We start from the raw sequence: 17220 nt of genomic DNA on the forward strand, positions 1-17220 counted from the left end.
TCATGAAAATCGCATTTATCGGTCTGGGCAACATGGGCGCGCCAATGGCGCGCAACCTGATCAAGGCTGGCCACTCGCTGAGTCTGGTCGACCTGAACAAAACCGTGCTGGCGGAACTGGAGCAACTGGGCGGGACCATTCGCGCTTCGGCGCGTGAAGCGGCCGAGGATGCCGAACTGGTGATCACCATGCTGCCGGCCGCGGTGCATGTGCGCAGTGTCTGGCTCGGTGAGGACGGTGTGCTGGCTGGCATTCGCCAAGGTGTGCCAGCGGTGGATTGCAGCACCATCGATCCGCAGACTGCCCGTGATGTAGCGGCCGCTGCCGCAAAACAGGGTGTGGCCATGGCTGATGCGCCAGTGTCCGGTGGCACCGGCGGTGCGACCGCTGGCACGCTGACCTTCATGGTCGGCGCCACTCCGGAACTGTTCGCCACCCTGCAACCGGTGCTGGCGCAGATGGGCCGCAACATCGTGCATTGCGGTGAAGTCGGCACCGGGCAGATCGCCAAGATCTGCAATAACCTGCTGTTGGCGATTTCGATGGTCGGTGTCAGCGAGGCGATGGCGCTGGGCGATGCACTGGGCATCGACACGACTGTGCTGGCCGGGATTATCAACAGTTCAACCGGGCGCTGCTGGAGTTCGGAGATGTACAACCCTTGGCCGGGCATCGTTGAAACAGCGCCGGCCTCGCGCGGTTACACCGGTGGGTTTGGCGCGGAACTGATGCTCAAGGATCTGGGCCTGGCCACGGAAGCGGCGCGTCAGGCGCACCAACCAGTGGTGCTCGGCGCGGTGGCGCAGCAGTTGTATCAGGCGATGAGTCAGCGCGGTGACGGCGGGAAGGATTTCTCGGCGATCATCAACAGCTATCGCAAGCCTGCAATAGACGGACAGCGCTGAACAAACTGTGGGAGCGAGTCTGCTCGCGATGACGGCGGTCGCTTCAACAAGGAAGTGACTGACCGTGCGCTTTCGCGAGCAGGCTCGCTGCCACAGGGGATTTGCGTATATCAGACATTGTTTGCCGGGAAATCACGTCGGGTGATCTCCCGGCTTTTTTGCATCAGGCGAACACGAAATATTTGCGCACGGTCTCGACCACTTCCCACGTGCCTTTCATCCCCGGCTCAACCACGAAAATATCGCCGGCGCGCAGATGAATCGGCGCCATGCCGTCCGGGGTGATCACGCAGTAGCCTTCCTGGAAATGGCAGTACTCCCACTTCACATAATCGACGCGCCATTTGCCCGGTGTGCAGATCCACGTGCCCATGATCTTGCTGCCGTCTTCGCTGGTGTAGGCATTGAGGTTGACGGTGTGCGGGTCGCCTTCGAGTTTTTCCCATTTGCAGGCATCGAGTACCGGCAGCGGATGAGTGTCGCGTAGAACGGTGACAGGGGCAGTCATGTGTCGGCTCCAGACAAGGCGATCAAACGGAAGCTGCACCCTATAGCGCCGCGCCTTGGCCCAGATGTCTGTGTTCGACATGCAGATATCCATAAACGCTGCCAGGTTTTACGGATAGGGGAGTAAACCTTCCAGCAAAATCAATTAACGGCAGTACTGACCTAAAACAAAGGTTATGAAGTTATAACTATTTTACTTGTCTGGTTTTTACTTTTAGTACGTCTGTTCCGTTGCGTCCTTAGTTGCTTTCGATAGTCAGCCTGCCTGATACCGCGGGCGCCCCACCTTACCCCGTATTTGTTAAGTAAATAAGTCGTTCATCGCACCAAGGAGGTGCGGTGTCAGTGGGGTTTTGCGGACTTTTTTCGAGTTGTAAAAAAACCTTGAATAGTTCGTTGACTCTCCCCTTAAGGGCAGAGTTTAGATTCCCGCCGCGTGAGAAGTTGCTGTGGGAAAAGTTACTTTTCATAAGTCGAATTCATGAAGTAGTCACGACATATAGGGAGATAGAAATGAACAATCCATTGGACTTGGAACATGTCGTTGCCAGCACTCGCGAAATCCTCGCACAGCTGTTGGTGATGGATGCGAATGACATCGAAGAAAACAGCAGCATCGTCGAAGACCTCGGTGCCGACTCGCTGGACATCGTCGACCTGAGCTTCCAGCTGGGCCGCCAATATGGCTGCACACTGCCGAAAACCAGCGTGCTTGACCATGCGGTGGCGGTTTGCGGTGATGCCAGCGAGTTTCTCGCCAACGGTCGCATCACCGAAAGCGGCAAGCGCCTGCTTGAGCAAAGCCTGAGCGCCTACACCCCGGATCAGCTGAAGGCGGGCATGCAACCGGCTCAGGTGTTCGCCGCGACCACCGTGCGTAACTGGGCCAACCAGTGCCGCAATCTCTTCAACTACCTGCCGGCGACCTGCCCGGATTGCAACGCTCACCAAGCTGTTCTGAACGAGCGCCAACAAGTGGTCTGCGGCGCGTGCAGTGCACGTCTGGTGCCGGCGGATGGCGATGAAGTGTCGCGTCAATTGGTTGAGCAGTTTGTCACCACTCACACCAAAGAAGCGGTGTAGGAGTTCTCATGCGGGCACGAGAAGTCTATGTGAGCGGGTTCGGTCTGGTGGCGCCCATGGCGCTGGACGCTGCCACGTTGTTCGAGCGGATTTGCCGGAAGCAATCCTGTGTCCGCGAACATCCCCGGTTCAAGGCGCTGGGATTCAACAACAGCGCCGCCGGATTTATCGACGATACGCAGTGGCAGCGCATCGCTGCCGGTTTCGGCGGCAACGCGGCGCTGCACCCACGGCAAAGTGTGCTGGCCGAATACGTCGCCCGGCAGGCGCTGGAGCACGCCGGCCTGACGCCGGCAGACTTTGCCCACAGTCGCAGCGGTCTGTTTCTGGGCGCCAACAAGTACTGTGCCGACAGCCACGATCTGCAGCGGCTCAGCCGTTGCATGGACGAGGCCGGCCGCGTCGACCTCGACCGTCTGCTGGACAGTCCGGCAGCGTCCAGCGCGACCTTCACCCGGCGAGTCGATCAACAGACGCAACACCTGGCCGATCGGCTCGGCATCCGCGATCACATCTCGACCCATTCCGATGCCTGTGCCGCCGGCACCATGGCCATCGGCAGTGCTTACCGGGCCATCGAGCGCGGCGAGATCGATCTGGCTATCTGCGGCGCCGTCGAACTGATGGCCAACGAACTGCCTTATTACATGTTCAACAGCCTCGGCGCGCTCTGTCAGGCCGACTTGCCGGCGAGCGAACAGAGCCGCCCGTTCATGCCCGACCGTAGCGGTTTTGTCCTCAGTGAAGGCTCGGCGATGGTCATTCTCGAATCCGCTGAACACGCGCAGCGGCGCAAGGCTGCGCCATTGGGCCGGGTGTTGGGTTACGCGAATGTCTGCGAGGCGCAGAAAATGACCTCCAGCAGTCGCGACGGCAGTAAATACGAGGAATGCATGGAAGCTGCAATCGAAGACGCCGGGCTGCTGCGCAGCGCCGTGCAACACGTCAACACCCACGGCACCTCCACACAGGCCAATGACAGTTGTGAAGCGTTGGCGCTGCAGCGTCTGTTTGGCGGCTGCCAGGACTTCATGACCTTCACCGCCAACAAGTCCGCCATCGGTCATTCGCTGGCGGGCAGTGGCGCGATCGAAGCAGTGCTGTCGCTGATGAGCCTGCGTGACGGTGTGCTGTTGCCCACCCTGAATTACGACCCCGAGCGTGCCGAATACCCGTCGCTGAAGTTCTTGAGCGAGCCGGTACGACAGCCGATCAGCGTGGTGATGTCCAACTCGTTCGGCTTCGGCGGCATCAACAGCTCGCTGGTTTTGGGGAGGGCATGACATGAACCGAGCCATCTATCTCAATGCCGCTGCGGTGCTGAATGTGGCGGGCAGTGAATGCGCTGACTTGCTCGGCACACCCTGCGCGGCGCAACCGCTGGCCTTTGACGCACAGCGTCAGGCATTTGCCTTGCCGACGCCGCGACTGGCCAGTGATCTGTTTGATCGCAAGATCCAGCGCAGCGTCGAACCGCAGGGCTTGCGCCTGTTGCATTGCGCCGCACGGTTGGCGCCAGCGCTGTCGGCTCTGCAATTGCCCGCGTCACGCATTGCCCTGACAGCGGCCATTCCCGAAGTCGATGCGCCGAGTCCTTGCTGGGATGCGGTGCAGGCGATCATCGAACAGCCGCAAAAACAACTGGCGCAGTTATTGGCCAACACACCTCCCCTGCATGCGCTGACCCTGCTCAACAGCAGCGTGATGGCCTATGTGGCTGAAGCGCTCAATTGTCACGGGCCGATGGGCGGGTTCTGTTCCCAGGACAATGCCGGGCTGGATGCGCTGATCGAAGCCTGCCAGCAGATCGGCGAGCGGCATGCCGACGCCGCGTTGGTGGTCAGCAGCAGTCCGAACCTGACCCCGGCCCTGTACCTGCGCGAGGCTGATCAGGCGAGCGAACCGATTTTCGGTGAGGGCGCCGCGGCGCTGTTGCTGGCCTCGACACCCCCGCCGGGTGCGGCACACGCCGTGCGCATCGCCGGGTTTGCCCGTGGTTACAGCACCGATCCGCAACGGTCTGTGGCGGTGGGTCGGCGCGTGATCGACCAGGTCCTGAGTGTCGAGAAACTGCGGGTCGGCGACGTCGAGCATATCGTCGGCAATTGCGCTGACGGGCAAGTGATGAAGTTGCTCGAAGCCTTCCCGCGCGAGATTCGCAGCACCCGCGCCATGACCGGTGAACTGGGCGCCAGCGGCTTGCTGACCGAGGTCGCACTGACCTTGCACCTCAGCCGTGAAGTCGCGGCGACGCCGGGCTACACGTTGCTTGTCAGCCACACTCGCGCCGGTCACTGGGGCGCATTGCTGTTGGCCAGTGAAACCATGGAGAAGCACGCATGAGTGCGACACGGATTGTGATCACCGGCATGGGCGCCGTCACCGGTTTCGGTTTCGAATGGCAGACCCTCTGGGAAAAAATGCTCGGCGCCGAACATTGCGTGCGGCCATGGCAGCCGGACGACGTGCAAGAGGCGTCGTTCGCGGTGCGTTATGCAGCGCCTGTCGACATGCGCCAGTTGCCGGAAAAACTGCACAGCCATCCGGCCTGGACGATGCCGCTGGAAAAGCGCAGCCGGTTTGGCTGGGTGGCTGCCACGCAAGCCGTCAACGACAGCGGCTTGCAGTCAGAACAGTTGCGTGGCGCGGCGGTGCTGTGTGCTTCGGGAGCACCGCAGCATATGCTCGCCGACATGCTGCTGAGCGAAGCGCCGAATGGCGGCACCCCGAGCTGGTCGTACCTGATGTCGCGGGCCGGGCAAGTGAATGCCGATGGCTCGCTGCGTCAGAGCAACGACCGTTTGGCGCGGGTAATCGCCGACGACCTGGGTTGTGAAGGGCCGGTGATCAACATCAGCAGTGCCTGTGCCGGTGCTTCGCAAGCCATTGGCAATGCCTTTCAGATGATTCGTCGCGGAGAGGTCAGCGTAGCGCTGGCGGGGGGCGCCGACTCGGTGCTCAATCTCGATACCATGGCTGCGTTGTATCTACTCGGTGCTGCGTCCGGCGAGCAGCGCTGGGGCGCGGATCTGTGTCGCCCGTTCGATCGTGATCGCAGCGGTCTGATTGCCGGCGAGGGCGGTGGTTTCGTCGTGCTGGAAAGCCTCGAACATGCCTTGGCTCGTGGCGCCACGCCATATGCCGAGGTGTTGGGTTTCGGCAGCAGTCTGGACGCTTACAAAGTCACCGCACCGCAACCCGAAGGACGCGGTGCGGCACTGGCGATGCAGGCCGCGCTCGACGACGCCGGGCTACGCCCGCAGCAGATCGATCTGATCAACGCCCACGGCACTTCGACACCGCTCAACGACGTGGCCGAAACCCTGGCGATCAAAAGCGTGTTCGCCGAACACAAGCACTATCAAGCCTTGGCGGTCAGCGCCAACAAATCACAGTTCGGTCACCTGATCGCAGCCGCTGGCGCCCCTGAATGTATTGTCACCGCGTTGGCCTGCCTCAACGATCTGGTCACGCCAACGGTGAACCTGCATGACGCCGACGAACAGTGCGATCTGGATTACTGCGCCGGTCAGGCCGTCAGCCGCCGAGTGGATTACGCGTTGAGCAATTCCTTCGGTTTCGGTGGCCTCAATACCTCGCTGGCCCTTGGCAAATATCGGGAGCATGGACAATGACTGACGCCACTGTACGTGTCGCGATCGCCGGCAGCGGTTGTGTGTTGCCCACCGGCTGGGGCGTTGAGGGTTTCTGCTCGGCGGCCCGCGAAGGGCGTAGCGCGATCTCGCCCCTGAACTCGTCGTTGTTCCACAGCGAGCGTGTCACTGCATTCGGACACATCGCTGATCGAGATCATCAACGTAGCCGTCAGGACATTGCGCAAAACCTCCAGCGTTACTGCCCGCCGGCGGTGATCTGGGGCGTCAGTGCGGTGCGCCAGGCGTTGGCCGAGGCCGGGCTTGAACCGGGCCGCGACAACGTGCGTTTTGGTCTCTATTGCTGCCAGGGCGGTTACACCCATCCGTCGCTCGCGTCTTACGGCGAACTGTTGCACGAGTGTCAGACCGAGACCGGTGCCGACATGCAGCGTCTGGCCAAACGCGTGTTGCAGGAGCGCGCGCTCGATCCGTTCCTAGTGCTCAAGAGCCTGAGCAACGGTTTGCTCGGGGTGGTCAGTCTGGCCTTGAAGCTTGAGTGCGAATGCAACGCCTACATGCAAGGCGTGGCCGGCAATCTGGCGGCGCTGCGCGAAGCCTGCGCGGCGTTGCAGAGCGGTCGGATCGATGCGGCCATTGTGGTGGGCGCGGGCAGTGAACTGGATCCGCTGGCGCTCGCCGCACTGGCCGAGGCTGGCGTAATCAGCACCGATGCTTCGCAAAGCCTGCGCGCCTTCGATCGCCAGGGCAGTGGTGGTATTGCCGGCGAAGGTGCGGCGGCACTGGTGTTGCGCCGCGCCGATGATCTGCCGGCCGGGCCGCAAACCTGTCTGACCGCTCTGTTCGCACACCCGCGTCTGGATTCGCTGAACCTGCCGGACAAACAGGTGGATCTGCTGATCAGCAGCGCCACGGGCGATCCGCACAAGGATGCCGATCTGGCCCGCACGCTGGCGCGAACCGGCGCCGCGCACATCACCAGCAGCACACCGCTGACCGGCATTCTAAGTGGTGCACCGAGTCTGGTTGACCTGATCTTTGCCCGGCAGGCCTTGCAGGCGCAAAGCATCCCGCCGGTCAGTGGCCTGGAGCAACCGCTGGATGCGCATCTGCCGTTTGTGATCGGTGGGCCGCGCGATGCCGTGCTGCACGATTGCCTGGTCATCAACCGCGACGACAACGGTTTCAGCGCCGGTTACCAACTCGAATTTCACGCGGCCGACTGACCGTCGGCACGCAACGAAACGCAGCTGATTTTTTACTTAAGGGATAGAACTGTCATGGATTACCGCGATTACGTACGGCCGAAATTCGTTGAATTGATGCAGGCTCTGGGCCTCGAATGCCAGTTCCACAGAGCGCTGGGCAGCAAACTGTTTTACCGCGACCGCCAGGGCGATGAAGTGACCGTCACCGACTTTCTCGGCGGTTACGGCGCTGCGCTGTATGGCCACAACGATCCGCAATTTGTCGATCAACTCGTCGACCTGTTGCGTGCCGATGTACCGTTCAACGCACAAATGTCGGTGCGCGGTGCGGCGGGACAGTTGGGGCGTGAACTCAGTGAAGCGTTCAACCGTGAACTGAACAACAGCGAACGCTACATTTCGACCTTCTCCAACAGTGGCGCCGAGTCGGTGGAAATCGCCGTCAAGCACGCCGAATACCGTCGTCAGAAAAACCTGCAGAAGCAATTCGACGAGCGTGACTTCGCCCTCGCCAATCTGGTTGCCAGCGACAAGGCTTACGTCGAACTGGACATCGACGATCTCGATTTGCCAGCCGGTCTGCTGCCGCAGAATCTGTCCTGCGTCACCGTGCGCCAAGTGGCCGAAGCGGTGCGTCAGCACAACCTGGCGCAGTTGCATGTCGAGCCGGTATTCCTCGCTGTGCGCGGCAGCTTCCACGGCAAACTGGTGAACACCGTTCAACTGACGTACGGCAAGCAGTACCGCAAGCCGTTCGCCCGTTTCGGCCTCAACGTCGAGTTCATCGACCCGCAACAGCCACAGCAATTGCAGGAGCTGCCGGCCCGTCATATTCGTCACTGGCTGAGCCTGGAATGGAGCGGCGAAACCCTGCAGGTGCGCCGCGAAGCGTTCAGCGCGATTACGGCGGTATTGCTGGAGCCGATTCAGGGCGAGGGCGGGATCAACGAGTTCGCCAATGAGTTTTATCTGGGCCTGCGGCGTCTGTGCAACGAGCAGCAATGCCCGCTGATCATCGATGAAGTGCAATCGGGTTTCGGCCGCACCGGCACCTTGCTCGGCGCCAGTCATTTCAACTTGCAGGGTGATTACTACTGCCTGTCGAAAGCGCTCGGCGGTGGCCTGATGAAGATTGCCGCGACGGTGATTCGCGCCAGCCACTACGAAAACGATTTCAGCTACATCCACAGTTCGACCTTCGCCGAAGATGATGCGTCCTGCCATATCGCCTTGTCGGCCCTGCGCCGTCTGTTCGAGAACGACAGCGCGATGCTCAAGGACGTGAACAAGAAGGGCGAGTACCTTAAGGCGTCGCTGCTGGAACTGAAGTCTGCCTACCCGGACGTCATCGCCGACGTGCGTGGTCGCGGCTTGCTGCTGGGCTTCGAACTACACGATCTGACCGGCACCAGCTCACTGGTTCAGGCATCGGCGCAGTACAACGATGCACTGGGCTACATCATCGCCGGCTACCTGCTGCAATTCGAATCCCTGCGCGTGGCGCCGTCGGGCAGCAACGCCAATGTGATCCGTCTGGAACCGCCGGTGTGCATCACCTTCGAAGAAATCGATGGCTTGATCGGCTCCCTGCAGAAAGTCTGCGACATGCTGCGCCGCCGCGATGCCTTCCCGCTGGCCGCCGGTGTGTGCGCCGACAGCATCGCTGACGTACCGGCGCGCGAGGTCAGCTTCAAGGAGACTGAAACCCGCCCAAAGTCTGACGAGAACGTGCGCGTGGTGGCGCGCGTGGCGTTCATCAACCATCTGATTGATTCGGACATGCTCAGCGACGTCGATCCTTCACTGTCGACCCTGAGCGCCGAGCAGAAGCGCGAGTTCATCAAACGCATGGCGCCCGAGCGCCGTGCCGCGCCGATCGGCCCGGTGCAGATTCGCTCGAAACTCGGCACTGCCGTGGAATTCACCCTGTATCCGCTGTGCATGGATTCCGATGCCATGGCGGCGTATATCGCCAGCGGCGATCTGCAAACCATCCGCGAAGAAGTCGGCAATCGCATCAAGGATGCCCGCGCCGATGGTTACAGCGTCGCCGGGCTGGGCATGTACACCTCGATCGTCACCAACAACTGCCAAGCGCTGCAGATCCCCGACATGGCGCTGACTTCCGGCAACGCGCTGACCATCGGCATGGGCCTGGAAGCCATCGAACAGGGCTGCAAGCAGCAAGGCCTGGAACTGAGCGAGCAAACCGCTGCGGTGGTCGGTGCAGCGGGCAACATCGCCTCGACCTACGCCTCGTTGTTGTCGACCAGCGTCGAGCACTTGATCCTCATCGGTAGCGGCCGCGACGGTTCCCTGCGTCGTCTGGAAAAAACCGCGCAACAGATTTATGCCGAAGCCGCTCGCGCGATCCTCAAGGGTGTCGCCGAACACGACCGCCTCGCCCGTCGTCTGCAGCAAATCGACGGCATCGATGCACTGTTGCAGGCCCATGGCAGCAGTGTCGATCTAGGCCTGCGCGTGGCGAAACTGGTCGAAGAACGCTTGGGCGCGAACGCCTTCATCACCGTCAGCAACGATCTTGATGTGCTGAAACAGGCGCGCATCGTGCTCTGCGCGGCGAACGCACCGCAGCCGTTTCTCTTTGCCGAGCACTTCGCCGAAAACAGTGTGATCTGCGACATCGCCGTTCCGCTGAACGTTGACCAGAACCTCGCCAGCCAACGCAGCGACGTGCTCTACATGCACGGCGGCATCGTGCAGACGCCGCTGGGTGATGGCCTGGTGAAAAACGTTCGGGCCTACCTCAAGCAAGGTCAGTTGTACGCGTGCATGGCCGAATCGGTGCTGATGGGCCTGTCCGGGATGAAACAGCACTACTCCTACGGCGACATCAGCCGCGAGCAAGTGCAGCAGATTCGTGCACTGGCGGCGACTCACGGTTTCACCCTCGCGCAGTTCAAAACCGACAACTCGCTCTAAGGAACGGTCATGCCGAATAAAGTAGCAGTGGTGACCGGTGGCAGTCGTGGCATCGGTCGGGCGATTGTCCTGGCCCTGGCCGGGGCGGGTTATCAGATCGCGTTCAGTTACGTGCGCGATGAAGTCGCGGCAATGACCTTGCGCGATGAGGTTCAGGCGTCGGGAATCGATTGCCTGGCGTTGCAGTGCGATGTCAGCAGCGGCGACAGCATCAAGGCGTTTTTCGAGCGGGTCGATCAGCATTTTCAGCGTATCGATCTGCTGGTTAACAACGCCGGCATCACTCGCGATGGTTTGCTGGCGACGATGTCGGCGCGCGACCTGGTCGAGGTGATCCAGACTAACCTGATCGGCACGATGCTGTGCTGCCAGCAGGTGGTGCCGGGCATGTTGCGCCAGCGCAGCGGTTGCATCGTCAACATCAGTTCGGTGGCGGCGCAGAAGCCCGGCAAAGGCCAAAGCAACTATGCCGCTGCCAAGGGCGGGGTCGAGTCGTTGACCCGTGCTTTGGCGGTGGAGCTGGCGCCGCGCAACATTCGCGTCAACGCGGTCGCCCCGGGCATCGTCAAGACCGAGATGAGCACGGCACTGATCGGCAGTCAGGAAGAAGAAATCCAGTCGCGTCTGCTGATCAAGCGCTACGCGGAACCGCAAGAAATTGCCGAAGCGGTGCTGTACCTCGCCGATCGCGGTTTGTACCTGACCGGGGAGGTCCTGTCGGTTAACGGCGGGTTGAAGATGCCATGAGTCGGACCATTCTGATCACCGGTGCGGCCAAAGGCATCGGTCGCGCGGTCGCCGAAAATTTTGCCGCCGACGCCGACAATCGCCTGATCCTGCTGGATCTCGATCTGGCCGAACTGCAGCGCTGGGTCGACGAGCGACAGGAGCAGATCAAGGCGCGGGTCGAAACCCATGCGGCGAACATTGCCGACCTGCCGGCCATGCAAGCGTTCTTTAAAAACCTCGGTTCGCAAGTCGAATACGTCGATGTGCTGGTCAACAGCGCCGGCATCTGCAACGAGAACGAACCGGAGGATCTGCACAACTGGCACAAGGTGATTTCGGTCAACCTCAACGGCACGTACTACGTGACCTCGTTGTGTCTGGCGCTGATGCCCGACCGTGGGCGGATCATCAACATGTCGTCGATCCTCGGCCGTGCGGGCAAGGTGCGCAACACCGCGTACTGCGCGTCCAAGCACGGCATCGTCGGCATGACCAAGGCACTGGCGCTGGATCTCGCTTCGCGGCAGATCACCGTCAACGCGATTCTGCCGGCGTGGATCGATACGCCGATGTTGCAGGGTGAACTGGCGACGCAGGCGGCGATTGCCGGGTTGACCCAGGAACAGATCGTGCGCAACGCGAAGAAGAAACTGCCGATGCGTCGTTTCATCCAGAGCGAAGAAGTGGCGGCGATGGTGCGTTACCTGGCCAGCCCCGAGGCTGGCGGGGTGACCGCCCAAAGTCTGGTGATCGATGGCGGTGTCGGGTTGGGAATGTAGCGATGCCTCGATTTCACAACAGTCACATCGTGGGTGCGGTGTGGGCGTGCATGGCTGCGCCCACCGCGATGGCCGAGTTTACCGTCGCTGATCTGAAGCCCGATTACGCCGACGGCGAAGTCGGCGTGGCCACGGCCATGCGTCTGCATGGCGATGATCAGGTCACGCAAAAAGCCGTGTATTTCAAGGCCAACCTGGAAGACAACTGGGACGGCGGTTACTACAAGGCCAAGGGCCGCGTGCGTTATGACGCGCGCTATGACGGCAACAATCCGTACAGCGAGCGGGCGCGGGACAAGTACCGTTTCGACGCCGATTGGCGGCACCTCTACGTCGGCCATTCGTTGGGTGACGGCGAAGTGACGGTGGGCTGGCAGCAAGTGGTCTGGGGTCGCGCGGATGAATTGCGCGTGCTCGATCAGATCAACCCGCTGGACTATCGCGATGGTCTGACGCCGCTGCTCGAAGACAGCCGCATCGCCGTGCCCATGGTGCGTTTTGCGCAACCGGTGGGCGAGTGGGAACTGGAGGCGTTGTGGATCACCGACTTCGTGAAAAACCGGGCGCCGGTTGAGGGCAGTGAGTTTGCCGCGCCACTGTTTGCTACGCCGGACCCGCAGTATTTCCTGCTCGATTCCAAACCCGGCTATGACGGCGACAAGGGCTATTCCTACGGCCTGAGCGCCAACGGCCGGATCGGCGTGGTGGACACCAGTTTTGTCGCCTTGAGCGCCCGTCAGCAAGACCCGGTGTACGCCGTCGAAGGCCTCGCCGATGACGGCCGCACGCGGCTGGAGCGGCAGTTTCCCCGTTACACCATGGGCGGTGCCGGGCTGGCGATCGATGCCGGACACAGCATCGTGGTGCGCAGCGAGGTGGCGTATTTCGACAACTGGCGAGTGACCAATCCGACCCGAGCCTACGGTGCGGACAGCACGCCGATGGTCAAGTCGCTGCTGGGTGTCGACTACCTGTTGCGCGACTGGCTGATCTCCGCGCAGTGGCAGGAGCAGGTGTTACTCGACTGGCAGGACGGCATGTTGCAGGACAAACACGAACCGCTGTTCACCCTGTCGGCCGAAGGCACCCATTGGCAGGACCGCCTCAAGAGTCGTCTGGTGGTCGCTGGCTCACCGCCGTTTCAGGACGACGCCTTGCTGCAAGGCATCTTCACCTACAAGCCGGTCGACTACATCAAGCTCGGCCTGGAAGTGGATGTGTTCTTCGGCAAGCCCGAGAAGACTTTTGGCGAGTACAGCAAGCGCGATCAAGTGCGGCTGTCGGCCGGTTATCTGTTCTGACCCATCACGCCTGCCGCTCTCGTGCGCAGGTGCATTCATCCAACGAAAAGGAAGTTGTCATGTTGCCGTTTTTGAAAAGTCTGACCACCGCCGCACTGATCCTCGGCAGCGCCTGCGCCAGTGCCGCCGAGGCTGGTAATGCCGATGAGATCATCCGTCAGGTACGCGATCGCAATGACGGGAACAGCTTCATGTCCCAGGTTTCGCTGATCCTGCATGACAAGAAAGGCAATACCCGCGTTCGCGAGTTCACCTATCTGCAAAAGGATTACCCGGACAGCGACAAGTTCAGCATGTACTTTTCCGCGCCGACTGACGTCCGTGACGTGGCCTTCCACATCGAAAACCCGCACGAAACCCTCGGCCTGGAAGACAGCCAGTGGATGTACTTGCCGGTCAGCCGTCAGACCCGCCGCATCTCCACCACCGACAAGCGTGGCTCGTTCATGGGCAGTGAGTACTCGTATGCCGATCTGGACAAGATCCGCGTCAAGGACTACTCGCAGAAACTCGTCGGCGAAGAACAGATCAAGGGCCGCGACTGCTACGTGATCGAGCGCGAGCCGGCGTCCCCCGAGGTGCTGGCCAAGACTGGTTACAACAAGCTGAAGGTGTGGATCGACAAGCAGAACTTCCTGGTCATGCGTCAGGATTTCTTCGACGTCAAAGGCGTGTTGATCAAGCAGATGCGCACGCAGAAAGTCGCGACCATCGATTCGATCGACAGCATTGTGCTCAGTGAAACCGAGCACTTCATCGACGGCACCCGCTCGGAAATGCGCTTCAACCAGTTGCAGTACAACGTCTCGCTGGAAGACCGCCTCTTCACCCAGACCGCCATCAAGCGCGGGCTGAAAACCGGTGACCTGCCGGAATTTGCCGTGTCTGCCCGCTAAGCGCCGACCCCGACGACCTGGAACCGCATGATCATGGAAAGATATCTGAATTTCGTCGAGCGCTATGCGCGGGCGATTGTTTTCCTGCTGGTGGCGATTACGGCGTATTTCACTTATACGCTGGGCGCGCTGGTGTCCGACACCAACCCTTACCTGCTCAAGGAAAGCCACCCGGCACGCAAGACCATCATCGATTTGCAGGGTGAATTCACCGGCACGTTCGACTCGGTCATGGTGGCGCTGAACAACCCGCAAACGGTGTTCAACAAAAACACGCTCAACGCGCTGTTTTCGATGTCGCAGTCGGTGCGCAAGATGATCCTGGCTAACGATGCCGACAAGGAGCAGTTGGCGCAGATTGTTGCCCGGCACCCGGACGACAGTCGTGCGCAGTTGTTGACCCGGGACATTCTCGAGGGTGGTTTTTCGCAGAACGATTACGCCAACGCCAAGGCCTTGCGTGATCATGCCCAGAGCCAGAGCTGGGATTCCCATGATCAGCTGTTCCTGACCTTTCTCGCCGAACGGATCAACCCGATCCGCGAAATGGCCTCGATGGGTGATCTGGAAAACATCGTCCTGACCGACGACGGCGAGCTGTTGATCCACAAAACCCTGAATGCCTATGACATGGACCCGGCACTGGTCGAGTCGCAGATCATGGGCAACGAGTTGATGGTTGACGGGGTGGTGTCCAAGGACAAGAAAGTCGCAATGCTGGTGGCCGAACTCGGCACCAAGCAGGACGACGCTCAGGCGCAACTGCGGGCTTATCAGATCGTGCGCGGCATCGTCGCGCAGTATCAAGCCGAGCACCCGGAGTACAAGGACGAAATCTTCATTGCCGGCATGCCGATCTTCATCGCCGCGCAGCAGGAGATCATCGATCACGACCTGGCCGTGCTGTTCCCGATCGTGTTTTTGCTGATTACCTTGCTGCTGATTTTCTTCTTCCGCAAACCACTGGGCGTGCTGCTGCCGCTGTTCAATATTCTGTTCTGCACCATCTGGACCTTGGGCCTGATGGCGCTATTGCGCGTGCCGTTCGACCTGCTGACCAGTGTGCTGCCGGTGTTCCTGTTCACCATTTGCTGCTCGGATGCGATCCACGTGATGGCTGAATATTACGAGCAGAAAAACGCGGGCAAGAGCAATCGCGAGGCCAACCGCGAAACCCAGCGCTTGATGGTGGTGCCGGTGGTGTTGACGACCGTGACGACCATCGCCACGTTCATGATTTCCACCACCAACAACATTGTCAGCATCCGCAATTTCGGCGTGTTCATGTCGATCGGTCTGACCGCGGCGCTGATCATTTCGCTGTTGCTGATTCCGGCGTGGATCTCCATCTGGGGCAAGGATCAGCCGCAGCAAGCCAAGGCTGTGGTACACCAGGACTCGATCATCTCGCGCTATCTGGTGGCGTTCTGTGCCTGGATGATCCGCTTTCGCAAACCGATCCTGATGGTGATGCTGCCGCTGCTGGCGCTGGCCACGGTGTTCACCTTCCGCGTCGATATCGAAGACTCCGGCATTGCTTACTTCAAGCCGGAAAGCCACATTCGTGTGTCCGATCAGTTCATCAACCACGCCAAAGTGGCGGGCACGGCGCCGGGTTGGATCGCGATCGACAGCAAAGAGCCGCGCGGCGTGCTGACCACCGAAGTGGTGCAGTTCATCGACAAGCTCGACCACTTCATCAAACAGCAGCCGAACGTCAGTTATGGCTACTCGCTGGCCACCTACGTCAAGCGCATGAACCTGGTGCTCAACGACATGAACCCGGAGTATCTGCGGGTGCCGAATGCCGTTGAGAAGGTCTCGTCGGTCAATGACGACGGGCAGGTCGAGCAGTTTGAAGTGCCGGGCAATTCGCTGATCGAGCAGCACGTGATGTTGTTCGAAAACGGTGGTGGCTCTGACCTGAACAACGTGCTCAACGCCGATTTCTCCAAGGCCTTGACCCTGTACACCATGACCTCGTCGGTCGCCAGCGACTATCAGGGCATGCTCGACCGCCTCGACGCCTGGCTACTGGTGAACAAACCGGCCAACCTTGAGGTGACCCACGCCGGCACGCCGTTGATCTGGACCGGGGTGTTGCAGGAAATCACCCAGGGCCAGGTGCTGAGTTTTTCCCTGGCCTTGCTGGTCGTCACGTTGATGATGATGTACTGGCTGAAATCGGTGCGCCTCGGTGTGCTCGGCATGTTGACCTTGCTGACCACCTCGGTGACGGTCTACGGCTTCATGTTCCTGTTCGGCATTGAGCTGAACATCGGCACGACGCTGGTGACGTTCCTCGTGGTCGGCGTGGTGGATTACGCGGTGCACCTGCTGTCACGCATCAAGTTGCTGGTGCAGCAGGGCATTGAGATTGACGCGGCCATTTTGCAGGCGATGCACAGCGTCGGCCGTTCGACGGTGATCAACGTGGTGATCTTCTCCGTCGGCTTCATGGCGCTGCTGTTTTCCGACTTCAAGCCGATTGTCGATCTCGGCGCATTGGTGGCGATGGCGCTGTTTTCCAGCGGGGTCATGACCATTGTCCTGGTGACGCTGGTATCGCCGTGGTTCTTTGCGGCGATTGCGCCGGTGCATGCGCCGGTTCAAGCGCTGCGCACAGAAGGGGAGGCGGTACCGGGCTGACTCGCCAACGACCGGGCGCGCCTGCCCTGAGACGACAGGCGAACCCGGTCATGCGGCGCAGCAGGGTTTTCAGTTCAGTGTATTGACCGGGTTTTTTTCGCCATAGCGAGCGATGCGCTCGAACTGGCATTCCTGGCGGGCGTCGTTGAGGTTGTGTTCAAACGCCTCGAGGCCATCATGCAATTGCTGCAAATCGCCGATCTGGGTCACCAGTTCGGCTTTTTTTTCGGCGATGGCTCGTTGCGCCATGTCCCACGGGAATTCGTCGCCGCGGTAGTTGTTGAGGATCACCTGCAGCTCTTTGAGCTTGAAGCCCAGTTGCTGGGCGCACTTGATGAACGTCAACACTTCGACACTTTGCTGGCTGTAGATGCGGTATTTGCCTTCACGCTTGGGCTCGGGCAACAGGCCGATTTCTTCGTAATGGCGAATGCTTTTGACTGTGGTGCCCGACAGCTGGGCGGCTTTGCCGATATACATAAGGTCCGTCTCGATGATCAAACATAGCGTAGCGCGATCAGGCGTCATGCCGGATCGGCGGCGATTATATGTCCAATACCATCGGAAAATTGCAACTGCGCGTAAATGACGTGCACAGGCGACGGA

Annotated in this window: 14 protein-coding genes; 12 read left to right on the forward strand and 2 right to left on the reverse strand. The window is 60.5% G+C overall.

What is annotated here, in order from left to right; genetic code table 11:
- The first annotated feature begins 2 nt into the window (after nucleotides 1-2).
- Complete coding sequence (gene mmsB, locus VY732_RS03540) at nucleotides 3-905, forward strand: 3-hydroxyisobutyrate dehydrogenase (RefSeq protein WP_123594444.1); 903 nt, start codon at nucleotides 3-5, stop codon at nucleotides 903-905.
- A 163-nt stretch (nucleotides 906-1068) separates the two neighbouring features.
- Here mmsB and VY732_RS03545 read toward each other — a convergent pair whose 3' ends face one another.
- The gene (locus VY732_RS03545) at nucleotides 1069-1413 is read right to left on the reverse strand and encodes a cupin domain-containing protein (protein ID WP_331694282.1); all 345 of its coding nucleotides are present in this window, start codon (nucleotides 1411-1413) and stop codon (nucleotides 1069-1071) included.
- Nucleotides 1414-1925: 512 nt separating this feature from the next.
- Here VY732_RS03545 and VY732_RS03550 point away from each other — a divergent pair.
- From VY732_RS03550 to VY732_RS03600, 11 genes are read left to right on the forward strand one after another with little or no spacing between them, the layout of a single operon-like run.
- The gene (locus tag VY732_RS03550; protein WP_331694284.1) at nucleotides 1926-2495 is read left to right on the forward strand and encodes an acyl carrier protein; all 570 of its coding nucleotides are present in this window, start codon (nucleotides 1926-1928) and stop codon (nucleotides 2493-2495) included.
- Nucleotides 2496-2503: 8 nt separating this feature from the next.
- On the forward strand, nucleotides 2504-3778 hold the full coding sequence (locus tag VY732_RS03555; protein ID WP_123594445.1) for a beta-ketoacyl-[acyl-carrier-protein] synthase family protein: 1275 nt from the start codon (nucleotides 2504-2506) through the stop codon (nucleotides 3776-3778).
- A 1-nt stretch (nucleotide 3779) separates the two neighbouring features.
- A complete protein-coding gene (locus tag VY732_RS03560) occupies nucleotides 3780-4838 on the forward strand; it encodes a beta-ketoacyl synthase (protein ID WP_331694286.1) in 1059 nt (352 codons plus the stop codon).
- Nucleotides 4835-6130 carry a beta-ketoacyl-[acyl-carrier-protein] synthase family protein gene (locus VY732_RS03565; RefSeq protein WP_331694288.1) on the forward strand — a complete coding sequence of 432 codons (1296 nt, stop codon included), beginning with the start codon at nucleotides 4835-4837 and terminating at the stop codon, nucleotides 6128-6130. Before VY732_RS03560 ends, VY732_RS03565 begins: the two co-directional genes overlap by 4 nt.
- On the forward strand, nucleotides 6127-7335 hold the full coding sequence (locus VY732_RS03570; protein WP_331694289.1) for a beta-ketoacyl synthase N-terminal-like domain-containing protein: 1209 nt from the start codon (nucleotides 6127-6129) through the stop codon (nucleotides 7333-7335). The genes VY732_RS03565 and VY732_RS03570 overlap by 4 nt, the downstream gene beginning before the upstream one ends.
- 54 nt (nucleotides 7336-7389) lie before the next feature.
- Nucleotides 7390-10260 carry an aminotransferase class III-fold pyridoxal phosphate-dependent enzyme gene (locus tag VY732_RS03575; protein WP_331694291.1) on the forward strand — a complete coding sequence of 957 codons (2871 nt, stop codon included), beginning with the start codon at nucleotides 7390-7392 and terminating at the stop codon, nucleotides 10258-10260.
- Nucleotides 10261-10269: 9 nt separating this feature from the next.
- Nucleotides 10270-11007 (forward strand): 3-oxoacyl-ACP reductase family protein, encoded by a 738-nt coding sequence (locus VY732_RS03580; RefSeq protein ID WP_116029398.1) that lies wholly within the window; start codon nucleotides 10270-10272, stop codon nucleotides 11005-11007.
- Complete coding sequence (locus VY732_RS03585) at nucleotides 11004-11768, forward strand: SDR family NAD(P)-dependent oxidoreductase (RefSeq protein ID WP_331694292.1); 765 nt, start codon at nucleotides 11004-11006, stop codon at nucleotides 11766-11768. The genes VY732_RS03580 and VY732_RS03585 overlap by 4 nt, the downstream gene beginning before the upstream one ends.
- A 2-nt stretch (nucleotides 11769-11770) precedes the next feature.
- Nucleotides 11771-13069, forward strand: coding sequence for a DUF1302 family protein (locus VY732_RS03590; protein WP_442968559.1), 1299 nt, complete (start codon nucleotides 11771-11773; stop codon nucleotides 13067-13069).
- Nucleotides 13070-13128: 59 nt separating this feature from the next.
- Nucleotides 13129-13965 (forward strand): outer membrane lipoprotein-sorting protein, encoded by an 837-nt coding sequence (locus VY732_RS03595; RefSeq protein ID WP_095119577.1) that lies wholly within the window; start codon nucleotides 13129-13131, stop codon nucleotides 13963-13965.
- 33 nt (nucleotides 13966-13998) lie between these two features.
- Nucleotides 13999-16614 (forward strand): efflux RND transporter permease subunit, encoded by a 2616-nt coding sequence (locus VY732_RS03600; RefSeq protein ID WP_331694295.1) that lies wholly within the window; start codon nucleotides 13999-14001, stop codon nucleotides 16612-16614.
- 69 nt (nucleotides 16615-16683) lie between these two features.
- Here VY732_RS03600 and VY732_RS03605 read toward each other — a convergent pair whose 3' ends face one another.
- Entirely contained in the window at nucleotides 16684-17094 is a 411-nt protein-coding gene (locus VY732_RS03605; protein ID WP_034154373.1) for a MerR family transcriptional regulator, read from the reverse strand.
- Between the last annotated feature and the right edge of the window lie 126 nt (nucleotides 17095-17220).

The sequence above is a fragment of the Pseudomonas sp. ZY71 genome, from assembly GCF_036542145.1.
GTDB lineage: Bacteria > Pseudomonadota > Gammaproteobacteria > Pseudomonadales > Pseudomonadaceae > Aquipseudomonas > Aquipseudomonas koreensis_A.

What these genes read in the sequence shown, in the direction of transcription:
- VY732_RS03565 (WP_331694288.1), top strand. Translation starts at nt 4,835, where the DNA reads ATGAGTGCGACACGGATTGTGATCACCGGCATGGGCGCCGTCACCGGT.
- VY732_RS03595 (WP_095119577.1), top strand. Translation starts at nt 13,129, where the DNA reads ATGTTGCCGTTTTTGAAAAGTCTGACCACCGCCGCACTGATCCTCGGC.
- VY732_RS03560 (WP_331694286.1), top strand. Translation starts at nt 3,780, where the DNA reads ATGAACCGAGCCATCTATCTCAATGCCGCTGCGGTGCTGAATGTGGCG.
- mmsB (WP_123594444.1), top strand. Translation starts at nt 3, where the DNA reads ATGAAAATCGCATTTATCGGTCTGGGCAACATGGGCGCGCCAATGGCG.
- VY732_RS03570 (WP_331694289.1), top strand. Translation starts at nt 6,127, where the DNA reads ATGACTGACGCCACTGTACGTGTCGCGATCGCCGGCAGCGGTTGTGTG.
- VY732_RS03585 (WP_331694292.1), top strand. Translation starts at nt 11,004, where the DNA reads ATGAGTCGGACCATTCTGATCACCGGTGCGGCCAAAGGCATCGGTCGC.
- VY732_RS03575 (WP_331694291.1), top strand. Translation starts at nt 7,390, where the DNA reads ATGGATTACCGCGATTACGTACGGCCGAAATTCGTTGAATTGATGCAG.
- VY732_RS03545 (WP_331694282.1), bottom strand. Translation starts at nt 1,413, where the DNA reads ATGACTGCCCCTGTCACCGTTCTACGCGACACTCATCCGCTGCCGGTA.
- VY732_RS03555 (WP_123594445.1), top strand. Translation starts at nt 2,504, where the DNA reads ATGCGGGCACGAGAAGTCTATGTGAGCGGGTTCGGTCTGGTGGCGCCC.
- VY732_RS03550 (WP_331694284.1), top strand. Translation starts at nt 1,926, where the DNA reads ATGAACAATCCATTGGACTTGGAACATGTCGTTGCCAGCACTCGCGAA.
- VY732_RS03600 (WP_331694295.1), top strand. Translation starts at nt 13,999, where the DNA reads ATGGAAAGATATCTGAATTTCGTCGAGCGCTATGCGCGGGCGATTGTT.
- VY732_RS03605 (WP_034154373.1), bottom strand. Translation starts at nt 17,094, where the DNA reads ATGTATATCGGCAAAGCCGCCCAGCTGTCGGGCACCACAGTCAAAAGC.
- VY732_RS03580 (WP_116029398.1), top strand. Translation starts at nt 10,270, where the DNA reads ATGCCGAATAAAGTAGCAGTGGTGACCGGTGGCAGTCGTGGCATCGGT.
- VY732_RS03590 (WP_442968559.1), top strand. Translation starts at nt 11,771, where the DNA reads ATGCCTCGATTTCACAACAGTCACATCGTGGGTGCGGTGTGGGCGTGC.